Source organism: Pseudoalteromonas sp. J2K-J979, assembly GCF_058169715.2.
Window position 1 is genome coordinate 3,194,271 of the sequence record NZ_CM200281.1, and the last position, 11,771, is coordinate 3,206,041.

Below are 11,771 nucleotides of genomic sequence, written 5' to 3' on the forward strand. Positions count from 1 at the left end.
ACATAAAAATACCACAGCACCACATATACCAGCTATTAACTTTTACTCATTAGCTTCAAACCAGTAATCCCAATAATGATCAAGGCGATACATATAACCTGACCGAATGTCATCGCCTCTTTAAACCAAGTAAAACTAACGATAGCAACCCCTACCGCACCGACTCCTACCCAAATCGCATAACTTATTCCTAGCGGAAGAGTTTTCAGTGCATAAGATAGAAACGCAAAACTCAACCACATGGCGCCAAACGTGACAACAGATGGCCCAAGCTTGCTAAATCCATCGGAGTACTTCATAGCGATAACCCAAACAATTTCCAATAGACCCGCAATTAACAAACACACCCACGCGATTTGATTCATCTTAACTCTCCTTAACTAAGTAAGATGATTATCAGTACTCATAGCAGTTCTTGTTAGTCATAACTGTCATCATATTGTACTGACAAATGTCATAAAACAGCTTGGGTTCAGCTAACTAGATGATAAGATGATATCAACGACTTCAATTAGATAGCTAACATGCACGCTCAACAGCAAAGCTTACTTTTTTTACATATTGCCGTTTTTTTATTTGGTGGCACTGCCCTATTCGCCAAACTCATTAACTTACCCGCAATTGATATTACGGTTTATCGCACGGCTATCGCGAGCGTGAGCCTAATGCTTTTAATGTGGCTCACCAAAAAAAGAATCAAGCTCAATTCATCGTCAGACTATGGCATCGCTATTTTACTTGGAATTATCATTGGCTTACATTGGATCACTTACTTTGGAGGGATGCAGTTAGCTGGTGTGACTGTGGGGGTGATTGCCTTTTTTAGTTACCCTGTTATTACTGTTTTTTTAGAACCATTAGTAAATAAATCGACTCCTCGGCTAAGTGATTTATTAAGCGCTGCGGTTGTGATTGTCGGTATTTATTTGCTTATCCCCAGTGCTGATTTAGGCAACGATGTTACTTTTGGTATTATGCTTGGCGTCATTTCCGCATTCTTTTTTGCCACACGTAACATCTTACATAAAAACTATTTTTCTCAATATTCAGGTCCTCATACTATGCTTTACCAAACGTTAGTGGCCTGTTTGATGCTTTGCTTATTTGTTGAAGTGCCGCCAAGTGATGTTACGAACTATGACTGGCTACTCTTAATGCTTGTCGGCATCGTATTTACCGCCGCGCCGCACTCATTATTTGCTGCTAGCCTTCAAAACTTGTCTGCCACAACCGCAGGGCTAATTTCTTGCTTACAACCCCTATACGGTAGCGTGCTCGCCTTCTTAATCCTCAAAGAGCAAGCTAATTGGCAGACAATTGTCGGGGGCATATTAGTTATCAGCGCTGCATTTTATGAAACGTGGTCAGTCTCTAGGAATAAAAGAAGATGATGAAAGTGTTCGCTCACCGTGGTGCAAGTGGCAATCACCCTGAAAACACGCTAAGCGCATTTCGCCGCGCCCTTGAAATTGGTGTCTGTGGCATTGAAGTTGACGTTCAAAGTTGCCTCGATGATTATGTCATTATCCATGATGCATGGCTTGATCGAACCACCAATGGCACCGGTAGAGTGAGTGATAGCTCTCTAAAAGCAATCAAGAGTCTCGATGCAGGTTTAGGGCAACAAGTACCAACCTTAGATGATTTTATAAAATGCACTCAAAACCAAGTCATACTGAATTTAGAACTAAAAAATACGTTTCATTTAGATGTATTAGTTAATAAATTATTGGCTGCTGTTGATGCTCAATTAGTTAGCCAAGAAAATTTACTGGTGTCCTCATTTAATCACCACCACTTGAAAGAAATTAAGCAACAACTACCTTGGGTAAAAATAGGCGCCCTCACCAGCTCGCTCCCTCTAGGTTATGCTCAGTTTGCCAGTGAATTAGATGCATATAGTGTCCATGTCGATAAAGATTTTGTGAATGCAGAATTTGTTGCAGATGCCCACCAGCGAGGCCTTGCGATTTACGCATACACGGTTGATAAGTATGACGATGTAAAACGTATGTACCAATTAGGGATTGATGGCATATTCAGTAATTTCCCCAGCAAGACTAAATCATTTATTGAACTCACTAACTTGAATAATACTAAGCATGGCTAATACTTAAACTCAATGCATTAAAACCTTCAAAATAAAGAGGGTTACCTTATTGGAGTTTAAATGAATGAGCTTGATGATTTCTGCTTTCGTTTAGAAACACACCGCCTTCTTCAGCTTTGCCGAGCACAAATGAAACTCAGTTTACAACAAAGTGATACCGATGTTTCTCAATTGACAGATAGCTTTCAAAATTTAGTCAATTTGTGCCCACAATTAGAATCAATTGTTAAACGTTTAGATCTCTCTAGTGATGAAGAAATTGAAGCTCTACATAAAATAATGAGCACACAAGTAACGCAAAGTATCATTGCCTTCCAGTTTTATGACCGCCTTTCTCAGCAATTGAACCATGTCATTGATAATTTGGATTTACTCGGTAAATTAATTCAAGATAATGGTACTTTAGCCGATGATAATAAATGGCTAGAATTACGCACTCATATTCTAGCCAGCTACTCGATGGCATCTGAACATGTGATCCATCAAGCCATTATGTCAGGAAAAGGCATTGATGAAGCATTAAGCCTGCATCAAGCGTCTGTTGATGAACAAGACGATGAGATTGAACTATTTTAAATACACATCTCTGTTTTAGTAAAAATAGGTAATGAAATGGCAACGGGATTTATGAATTTGTATCAAAAGATAGAACAAACTTTTTTTTTCACCCTTTCACGAAAAATCTTTGGTAATCTGAGTTTTGTTTATTTTTTCCAACTCATTACTCTAGCCTGGCTGTACGATTCTTTACGTCAACAAAATGAATCTATGGTACTTTTTTGGCTACTCTGCGCACTTGTAGGTGGTGTCTTCTTTTTCACTCTTTTTTACTTACGATTCTTAATTGTTCGCCCAATTAAAGCCATGCGAGACGCTCTACAGAACATAAATAACCAACAAGCCGACCTTGCCAGCCATTTACCTCAATTTACTTTTGATGAATTTAGAGAGCTGAGTGAGCAATACAATACGTTTGTTTCACGGTTATCGGGCATTTTAAAAAATACTTATAAAACAGCCGAGTCGGCCACAAAAAGTAATTTAAGTGTTAATGAATCCATGGCTATTACTGCGCAACTTGGCGAACAACAAACACAAGTGAGCGAAGCGATTTTTGCAACCTCCGCTGATGTCACTCAAAGCCTCGAACAAATTGCAGGCAATACAGATCAAGTCTTCGGTACGAACAAAGCCAATCTAGCCCGTATTCATACTTCTGCGCATTCATTGCAAAGTATTGTCAGCCAAGTAAGTCAAATTACCCTATTGTTAAACAGCTTTTCTCAAACCATTGCGGGTTTAAAACAAAACTCAGAAAATATTCGCAGTATTTTGAAAATGGTTGAAGAATTTTCAGACCAAACCAACCTATTAGCATTAAATGCCGCCATTGAAGCCGCTCGTGCTGGTGAAGCTGGTCGAGGATTTGCTGTCGTCGCGGATGAAGTCCGTACATTATCAGTGAAAGTAAACGACGCAACTCGTCAAATTAGTGAATTTATCAATCAAATGAATCATCTAGTAAGTGAAACAAATCAAGAGTCAGAAAAGTTAATTGCGCAATCAAGTGGGGCCGAGCAAGCCATCGCTGATACTTCAGCTGTCTTTGATGAGATGGTCATTGAGTTTGAAAATAGCCAACTACAATTGCAAAACATTGTCGATGCGGTTCATTTACTAGAACAAACTCAACATCAAACTCACCAACATGTTGAGCAAATAGTCTCATTACGTCAAGAGGCCAACCAACAAATCGCGGCTACAGTGGCAGATAACCAACTCCTGATGAAAAAGACAAGTGAAACACAACAAGAGCTGCAACAGTTTATCTAAATTGTTGCTGCTCTTGAGTACTAGGCGCGAGTCACATCAAAGCTCAATACTTCTTTGATATCTGTACATTCTAATGCGAGCATTATTAACCGATCGACCCCAATGGCCACACCTGCGCAAGGTGCTACACCGCTTTCAAGGGCTGCGATTAAGTTGTGATCAATCGGCACTTCATGAATTCCAGCAGCACGGCGTTTTGTGTTATCGGCCTTAAAACGCTTTAGTTGCTCGGCGGCATCAGTTAATTCATGAAACCCATTGGCCAATTCCATATTTTTATAATAAAGCTCAAATCGCTCAGCAACTTGATTATCTTCTGGGCATAGCTTTGCTAATGCCGCTTGTGAAGCTGGAAAATGATAAACAAAACACGGGACTGTTTGCCCTATTTGTGTTTCGACACACATGGAGAATAACAGCTGCAACAAGATATCGCGATCTGTTTCATTTTCAGCGATTTCAGCAAAACCTTGTGCTCGGCATATCTGCTGTAATTGAGCCAAATCCGCACTAAGAGGGTCAATATTTAAAACGTGCTCAAACGCTTGCTTGTAAGTGAGGCGCTCGACCTTTTTTGTGCCTAATACCACGGTTAGCAACTCTGAAATTTCATCCATCAAATCAAAGTGATCAAACCCAGGCCGATACCATTCAAGCATCGTAAATTCAGGGTTATGGTGGCGACCCGCTTCTTCGTTGCGAAAGGCTTTGCACAGTTGGTAGATCGCGCCAAGGTCTGCGGCTAATAACCGCTTCATAGCAAATTCTGGCGACGTTTGTAAATACAGAGTCAGACCTTGGGCAAATCCAGGCCCTACAAATTCTGTAGAGAAACTACTCAGGTGCACATCTGTAACACTCCCCTGAGAAAGGAGCGGAGTATCGACCTCTAATACATTACGCTGATAAAAGAACTCTCTAATTTGACGGATAATCGCTGCACGCTGTCGTAAATGCTGATTTGAACTACTTGGTTGCCATTGCTGCATAAACTGCTTCCATAAAAAATCCCAGCCAAAGCTGGGACTTGTTATATCAAATAATGAGGTTTATTTACCTACGCGACTCACATATTCACCACTGCGAGTATCAACTTTAATCACTTCGCCAATCTGCACGAATAATGGTACACGTACCACTGCACCTGTGCTTAAAGTAGCCGGTTTACCACCTGTACCTGCGGTATCACCTTTAAGGCCTGGATCAGTTTCTGTGATTTCTAATTCTACAAAGTTAGGTGGAGACACTGCGATTGGACTGCCATTCCACAACGTAATTGTACAAACGTCATTTTCGACTAACCATTTAACATTATCACCTACAGCTTTTTCGTCAGCTGCAATTTGCTCGAATGTCTCATTGTTCATGAAATGCCAGAATTCACCATCTGTGTATAGGTAACCTAAATCGGTATCCATGACATCAGCGCCTTCGACAGAATCACCCGACTTAAACGTTTTTTCTAACACTTTACCAGAGATCAATTTACGGATCCGCACTCGGTTAAACGCCTGACCTTTACCAGGTTTAACCATTTCATTTTCTAAAATGTTGCATGGCTCACCATCCATCATTATTTTTAGACCAGCCTTGAATTCGTTAGTGCTATAATTCGCCATCGTGTCCTCTATCAATAAAATTCGAGTAATATACCGGCCTATGATACAAACAATTGAAGCAAATTTGCATACTGACTGGCAAAAAGAATTAAGTTTAGCTGTTTCTGAGCCTAAAAAGCTATTAGAAATGCTCGATATTGACAGTAATATGTACTTAGAAGATGCTGAGGCACGTTCTTTATTTGCTATGCGAGTCCCCCTTCCCTTTATTGCCAAAATGGAAAAGGGAAATTTTAACGACCCCTTATTGCAGCAAGTACTACCATTACGCCAAGAGTTTCTTAAAAAAGAGGGGTATAGCGCCGATCCACTCAAAGAACAACAAAATGAAGTGCCAGGCTTACTCCATAAATATGCTTCGCGGGTACTGATTATTTTTAGGACTGGTTGTGCGGTCAATTGCCGTTATTGTTTTAGACGTCACTTTCCGTATCAGGATAACCATTTGAACAAACGCGCGATGCAAGAACCCCTTAATTACATCGCTGCTCACCCGCAAATTAATGAAGTGATATTAAGCGGTGGCGATCCATTGATGGCTAATGATGAGCAACTGGGTTGGTTTATCAGTGAATTAGAAAAAATCAGCTCAGTGACACGATTACGAATTCACACACGACTTCCTGTTGTCATACCTAATCGCGTCACAGAACAGCTTTGCCAACTACTCAAATCAACACGCTTAAAGACCGTATTAGTCACGCATATCAATCATGCCAACGAAATTGATACAACTCTAAAACACAAGCTCGCAAAGTTGAAACACGCAGATGTGACTTTGCTCAATCAAGCTGTTTTGCTCAAAGATATAAACAGTACCGTTAACTCGCAAGTCGAGCTAAGTGAAGCGTTATTTAGTGCGGGGGTACTACCTTACTACTTACATTTACTAGATAAGGTTGAAGGCGCCAGCCATTTTGAAATAACTGACGAACAAGCAAAACAATTAATGAGAGATTTATTAACTCAACTACCTGGTTTTTTGATCCCAAAATTAGTGAGAGAAATAGGGGGGGAAAAAAGTAAAACACCGATAGATCTAGGACTTTAATACACTAAACCCATACATCAACATTTGCACCGAGCGTTGCTGAAGGTGGACTACTTGGCATATTAGCCATTGTCTGAGCTGACGCTTGAAGCAAAGCCAGAGCCGCTTGACCTTCAAGTTTCTGGTGAGATTTACTCAAAGCTGCGGTATAAACTGCCGCTCCTTCAGAGTTATTCATCGGTACCAAAGAATTTGAATTAATATTCATATCACACTGACTTTTTAGTTCTTAACCTTTATTATAGCGACCGATTTCAAACAAACTTTAGGGTTAATAATGGATTCCATCATTGAGCAGTTAAATAACAATTTAAAGATTGTTTATCGTCAAGCGTTAGACGCAGACCTACAATTAGATGAGCTTGCAAAACAAGGTAAAGGGAAGTTTGCAGCTTTATTTGCAAAAGATTCAGCGTTTACCGTCGAAGCCAAACGCTTTAAGCCCTACGTACTTGATGTTGCCACTGATGTCGAAGCATTGAGCCAGCAAGAAATGCTCGATCAGGAACAGTTAAAAACTGCGGTATTGAAATTACAACAATTACACCGTCTGCTGAGTGATTTTAAAACGGGTCTATGATTATTTTTGAACTTTCATGGCAGTAATGACATTTACTGCCTATACTTAGCTTCACTTATACGAGAGTCTTAATTCGTGTAGGAGGCTCAAATGAACACCTCTATTTCTCCTAATAGCAACACTGCACAAAGCGTCACTTCTGAGCGTTTGTCACTCGTTAAGAATGAAGTTACCACTTCGCTCAAGGACTCCAAATCATTAACTACTGATACAGTCTCCATTTCTGAACAAGCGAGTGATTTACAACGCCTCCCCCAAGAAATACCCTCTTCAACCAATGACAACAATTCAGAACCAGGTAATGAAGTTGTTAGGGTCAGCTCAACCATTGGGCAATCGAGTACTCAAGGACAGCTCAATACAGATCAAGCAACTAAGCTCTACAACGAAATAGCGGCACTGTTATAAGTGCCGCTATTTCGTTGTAGAGCTAAAAAGCTGTTATTGAGCTTTAGGTAAAAGTTCCGCATCAAACCACTCGGTTATCAAACGCTTCTCATAATAAAACTCTTCGTCTCTACCACGTTTAGTTTTATCCATAAAGCTCATATCTTTAAGTGATACATCAGCTTTATCAACCAATTTTCCAGCACTATCAGTCAGCACATAATTAAAATCAACTCGAGGAAAAAAGATGGGCTTCACTATACGTAGCTCGCGACTGCCAGAAAAGTTCACATCACCAGCTAGGTCGATATCTGTTACTTTAACCCCCAACTTATATCCTTCAGGTAGTTGCTCAGATAATTTCATAAAGTGCTTCTCAAACTGGCTTTGAATACGCTTGTGATAAGAACCACGTACTTCATTACTCGGTCTAACATCTCGGAAATCTTTTAAATCTCCCCAAGAGACCGACGCCTCACCGGCATTAACAAAAAATGGGCTAGACATCGCAATCACACAGAATAATTTTTTTAAACCTGTCATGTTTATCTCCAATCACTTTAAATCTTATCAATACTATAAACTCAATTAACTTAACAGCTTCTGAATAAATAAGCATCCGTCAATTCTAAGCATAAAAAAACGGATCAACGATCCGTTTTCAGTGCAGGCTTTTAAGGTACATTAGTTCAGCGCTAAAGGAAACAGCTCTGCAATCGACTCTTTTAAATCACCTGTCATATCACCAATAAAGCAAACTTTTGATTGCTCTGGGACTTTCGCTAAGATCTCTTCTATTTGGTCCTTAATAGGGCCATTCTCGATTTTAAGTTCTTCTGCAAAATATTGCTCTTGCTCAGGTTTGATGCGTGTTAACGCTTCAAACGCGCCTAAACCGATGGGTGTAAACATAATCTCATTATTTTCAACCACCCCACCAGATAAACAACAATACACTTCTTTGTCATCCGCAATCGTATGATATACATGATATTGAATATCACCCTGATGCTCTTGCATACCTAGCATGGTGAGTATTTCTTGGTTTGTCTCTTGACTTGCAGTTACGCCAGTCATTAATTCACTGTTAATTTGCATATTGCCTCCACTTGGCCAATTTATTGTCACTCTCATTTTATTAAACAAGAAGTATGCCAAGAGTATTTTTTGAACAGGTTGGTTTTGTAAGTATAGTATTTTTAAGCAAGCTGACCAGAAAGAAGCCATTATTTAGCCACTCTCGCTATAAACCATCAATTTTTTAGAACACAACGATTCAATCAATCAATTTTACCAAGCAAACTAAATCTCATATTCTTTTCATCACAGCAGCACAACTGCTTCACAATTTAATAAACCTTGAAAAGGATAAAACAATGAATACAACTTTAATCAATACAAAGCTTCTACCATTTAACGCTATGGCTTATCACAATGGTGATTTTAAAGCCCTTACTGAGCAAGATTTATTAGGAAAATGGTCAGTCGTGTTTTTCTACCCAGCTGATTTCACTTTCGTTTGCCCTACTGAGTTAGGTGACTTAGCTGACAACTACGCAAAACTGCAAGAGCTTGGTGTTGAGGTTTACTCGGTTTCAACCGACACCCACTTTGCACACAAAGCATGGCATGACTCGTCAGACACAATCGGAAAAGTGCAGTTCCCGATGATTGGCGACCCAACAGGACGCATCACACGCAACTTCGGCGTAATGATTGAAGAAGACGGTTTAGCACTTCGCGGTACTTTTGTACTTAATCCAGAAGGTGAAATAAAAATCATCGAAACTCACGACTTAGGCATTGGCCGCTCTGCTACTGAGTTACTTCGTAAAATTCAAGCAGCACAGTATGTTGCCGGCCATGACGGCGAAGTTTGCCCAGCATCATGGCAGCCAGGCGAAGAAACTCTCGCTCCATCATTAGATCTAGTTGGCAAAATCTAACTTAACATATGCAGCCAAGTTGGCTTGGCTGCGCTTTTTCTCTCAAGGAGGTCATCATGTTAGACACTAAGATAAAATCACAACTTCAAACTCATTTTTCGGCTATTTCACACCCTGTTCAATTGGTGATTAATCTTGATGAGAGTAAAAAATCCATTGAACTACAACAATTAGCAACGGAGCTCAGTGAGCTCAATTCATTTCAATTTCAACAACACAGCACTCTGATCGACGCGCGCCGATGCTCTCGGTTTTAGGGCAACACAGTGAAATTAATTTTGCGGGTGTCCCTATGGGCCACGAGTTTACCAGTTTAATTTTGGCCATTTTGCACAGTGGTGGCCATATCAGCAAATTAGAGGCCGATCAGATCGCTCAAATTCAATCTCTTAAAGAGGAATTGAACTTTGAGGTATATATTTCTCTCAGTTGCCAAACATGCCCAGGTGTAGTCCAAGCGTTAAACAGCATGGCAGCAATCAACCCAAAAATTAAAGCCACCATGATTGATGGCGCTCTTTTTCAGGATGAAGTACAGCAACGCAACATATTATCTGTGCCTGCAGTGTACTTAAATGGTCAACCTTTTAGCCAAGGAGCCATTTCTATGACTGATATTTTAGTTAAAGTCGATTCATCCAGTGCAGAAAAAACCGTTGAGAAACTTAATCAGAAATCGCAATACGATGTGCTTATTGTAGGCGCCGGCCCAGCAGGTGCAGCGGCAGCGGTATATTCTGCGCGTAAAGGTCTCAAAACAGCCCTAGTAGCAGAAAAGTTTGGTGGTCAAGTGACTGAAACATTAGGTATTGAAAACTTTTTGTCCGTAAAAGCAACTCAAGGCCCTCAATTAGTTGCTCAACTTGAAGAACATGTTCGCGATTATGATGTTGATTTAATTACACACCAAAAAGCCCAAGCGCTGCGAGCTGAAAACGGTTTGACTCTTGATCTAGAAAGTGGCGCGCAGCTAACGGCTAAATCAGTTGTTGTAGCAACAGGTGCGCGGTGGCGTGAAATGAATGTGCCCGGTGAAAAAGAATACCGAGGACACGGCGTTGCATATTGCCCTCATTGTGACGGCCCTTTATTCAAAGGAAAACGTGTCGCCGTTATAGGTGGTGGTAACTCAGGCATTGAAGCTGCGATTGATTTAGCCAATATCACTGATCATGTCACTGTTCTTGAATTTGCCGCTCAACTGCGTGCCGATGCCGTATTGATAAAAAAAGCACGGAGTCTAGGTAACATCACCATTATTACTCAAGCACAAACGACTGAGGTCTTAGGTGATGGTAATAAAGTCACTGGCTTAGCGTATCTTGATCGCGCAACGCAACAAACACACCATCTTGAGCTTTCTGGTATTTTTGTACAAATTGGTTTATTGCCTAATACAGACTGGCTAAAAGGCACTCTGACACTTTCTCCACAAGGGGAAATAATAACCGACAACCATGGCGCAACTTCTATGCCTGGAGTTTTTGCAGCTGGAGATGTCACCGATACACCATACAAGCAAATTATTATTGCGATTGGCAGCGGTGCAACAGCCAGCTTAGGTGCCTTTGACTATCTTATTAGGCACGATGGAAATACAACTGAATTCGCAGCTTGATGTTTAATACACCCAATCAAGCTGAGTCTCCAAAGCCGCAATAGCGGCTTTTTTTACAGCACTACACTCGCACTATAGGCCACGCCTTCACAGCTCAATTGCCGCTGGCAGCCACTCTTGCGCAGTTGGCTACAGTGCTCGAGTACCAACGCATTTGCACCAAGATTGTACGCTTGTATCTTGAGCTCTTTAATCAACTTATTTTGGACATTATGCACACGTTGTGCCGAACTTAAACACGCCTCAGTCGCGATAAACCCCATTTTTATCGCACCAAGCTGCTGTGCGGCATACGTATCAGGCAACACAACTAAATTAGATGGCTTAAACACCACCTTTATGCTCTTTTTCGGCTTAGAAATAGACTGCTTAGAAGGCTGTTGGGTTGGTAATACCTGACCTTTTGACTTTGGCACACTTGGGGCTACGCACGCAGATAAACTCAAGAAACTAATACCCGTCCATCCCCATCGATACCACATTTTGACTCTCTTTTATTTAAAAATCATATGGTAACAAAAGAGATAACCCTTGTACTATATTGGTTACAAAATAAATCCCACAAAAAAACGACCGATATTTACGGCCGTTTCTCATTAAGATCTAGGGTCTGAGTTAAACGTGCAA

General features: G+C 40.6%; 15 protein-coding genes and 1 pseudogene. 9 read left to right on the forward strand and 7 right to left on the reverse strand.

Translation table 11 applies throughout. From position 1 onward, the window contains the following. Positions 1–35: 35 nt before the first annotated feature. Positions 36–365, reverse strand: a complete 330-nt coding sequence (locus tag AC3KVK_RS14575) for a DMT family transporter (protein WP_490311741.1) — start codon at positions 363–365, stop codon at positions 36–38. Between the two features lie 159 nt (positions 366–524). Here AC3KVK_RS14575 and AC3KVK_RS14580 point away from each other — a divergent pair, with 159 nt between their 5' ends. The 4 genes from AC3KVK_RS14580 to AC3KVK_RS14595 are packed head-to-tail and all read left to right on the forward strand — an operon-like array spanning position 525 to position 3,943. Further along, positions 525–1,391 (forward strand): DMT family transporter, encoded by an 867-nt coding sequence (locus tag AC3KVK_RS14580; protein WP_490311740.1) that lies wholly within the window; start codon positions 525–527, stop codon positions 1,389–1,391. After that, on the forward strand, positions 1,388–2,110 hold the full coding sequence (locus AC3KVK_RS14585; RefSeq protein WP_490311739.1) for a glycerophosphodiester phosphodiesterase: 723 nt from the start codon (positions 1,388–1,390) through the stop codon (positions 2,108–2,110). Before AC3KVK_RS14580 ends, AC3KVK_RS14585 begins: the two co-directional genes overlap by 4 nt. 60 nt (positions 2,111–2,170) lie before the next feature. Further along, entirely contained in the window at positions 2,171–2,686 is a 516-nt protein-coding gene (locus AC3KVK_RS14590) for a hypothetical protein (RefSeq protein WP_490311738.1), read from the forward strand. Positions 2,687–2,737: 51 nt separating this feature from the next. Continuing rightward, positions 2,738–3,943, forward strand: a complete 1,206-nt coding sequence (locus AC3KVK_RS14595; RefSeq protein WP_490311864.1) for a methyl-accepting chemotaxis protein — start codon at positions 2,738–2,740, stop codon at positions 3,941–3,943. A 20-nt stretch (positions 3,944–3,963) separates the two neighbouring features. Here the strand turns inward: AC3KVK_RS14595 and epmA are convergent, their stop codons facing one another. Both epmA and efp read right to left on the reverse strand, forming a co-directional pair. Then, the gene (epmA, locus tag AC3KVK_RS14600; RefSeq protein WP_490311737.1) at positions 3,964–4,932 is read right to left on the reverse strand and encodes an elongation factor P--(R)-beta-lysine ligase; all 969 of its coding nucleotides are present in this window, start codon (positions 4,930–4,932) and stop codon (positions 3,964–3,966) included. Between the two features lie 60 nt (positions 4,933–4,992). Then, the gene (efp, locus tag AC3KVK_RS14605; RefSeq protein ID WP_490311736.1) at positions 4,993–5,562 is read right to left on the reverse strand and encodes an elongation factor P; all 570 of its coding nucleotides are present in this window, start codon (positions 5,560–5,562) and stop codon (positions 4,993–4,995) included. A gap of 40 nt (positions 5,563–5,602) precedes the next feature. On the opposite strand from efp, the gene epmB reads away from it, so the two are divergent. Beyond that, complete coding sequence (gene epmB, locus AC3KVK_RS14610) at positions 5,603–6,613, forward strand: EF-P beta-lysylation protein EpmB (RefSeq protein ID WP_490311735.1); 1,011 nt, start codon at positions 5,603–5,605, stop codon at positions 6,611–6,613. 4 nt (positions 6,614–6,617) lie between these two features. Here epmB and AC3KVK_RS14615 read toward each other — a convergent pair whose 3' ends face one another. After that, positions 6,618–6,821 (reverse strand): hypothetical protein, encoded by a 204-nt coding sequence (locus AC3KVK_RS14615; protein WP_490311734.1) that lies wholly within the window; start codon positions 6,819–6,821, stop codon positions 6,618–6,620. A 69-nt stretch (positions 6,822–6,890) separates the two neighbouring features. On the opposite strand from AC3KVK_RS14615, the gene AC3KVK_RS14620 reads away from it, so the two are divergent. Together AC3KVK_RS14620 and AC3KVK_RS14625 are read left to right on the forward strand one after the other, a co-directional pair. Then, positions 6,891–7,193: a prephenate dehydrogenase gene (locus AC3KVK_RS14620; protein ID WP_490311733.1), complete on the forward strand. Its 303-nt coding sequence runs from the start codon at positions 6,891–6,893 to the stop codon at positions 7,191–7,193. 90 nt (positions 7,194–7,283) lie between these two features. Beyond that, the gene (locus tag AC3KVK_RS14625) at positions 7,284–7,601 is read left to right on the forward strand and encodes a hypothetical protein (protein ID WP_490311732.1); all 318 of its coding nucleotides are present in this window, start codon (positions 7,284–7,286) and stop codon (positions 7,599–7,601) included. 33 nt (positions 7,602–7,634) lie between these two features. Here the strand turns inward: AC3KVK_RS14625 and AC3KVK_RS14630 are convergent, their stop codons facing one another. Beyond that, positions 7,635–8,123 carry a DUF3016 domain-containing protein gene (locus AC3KVK_RS14630; RefSeq protein ID WP_490311731.1) on the reverse strand — a complete coding sequence of 163 codons (489 nt, stop codon included), beginning with the start codon at positions 8,121–8,123 and terminating at the stop codon, positions 7,635–7,637. 141 nt (positions 8,124–8,264) lie between these two features. Beyond that, positions 8,265–8,678, reverse strand: a complete 414-nt coding sequence (locus AC3KVK_RS14635) for a hypothetical protein (RefSeq protein ID WP_490311730.1) — start codon at positions 8,676–8,678, stop codon at positions 8,265–8,267. A 278-nt stretch (positions 8,679–8,956) separates the two neighbouring features. Here AC3KVK_RS14635 and ahpC point away from each other — a divergent pair, with 278 nt between their 5' ends. Next, positions 8,957–9,526: an alkyl hydroperoxide reductase subunit C gene (gene ahpC, locus AC3KVK_RS14640; protein ID WP_086744077.1), complete on the forward strand. Its 570-nt coding sequence runs from the start codon at positions 8,957–8,959 to the stop codon at positions 9,524–9,526. A 56-nt stretch (positions 9,527–9,582) separates the two neighbouring features. Then, positions 9,583–11,144: pseudogene (gene ahpF / locus AC3KVK_RS14645) on the forward strand (alkyl hydroperoxide reductase subunit F). Between the two features lie 53 nt (positions 11,145–11,197). Here ahpF and AC3KVK_RS14650 read toward each other — a convergent pair. After that, a complete protein-coding gene (locus AC3KVK_RS14650) occupies positions 11,198–11,626 on the reverse strand; it encodes a hypothetical protein (protein WP_490311729.1) in 429 nt (142 codons plus the stop codon). Between the last annotated feature and the right edge of the window lie 145 nt (positions 11,627–11,771).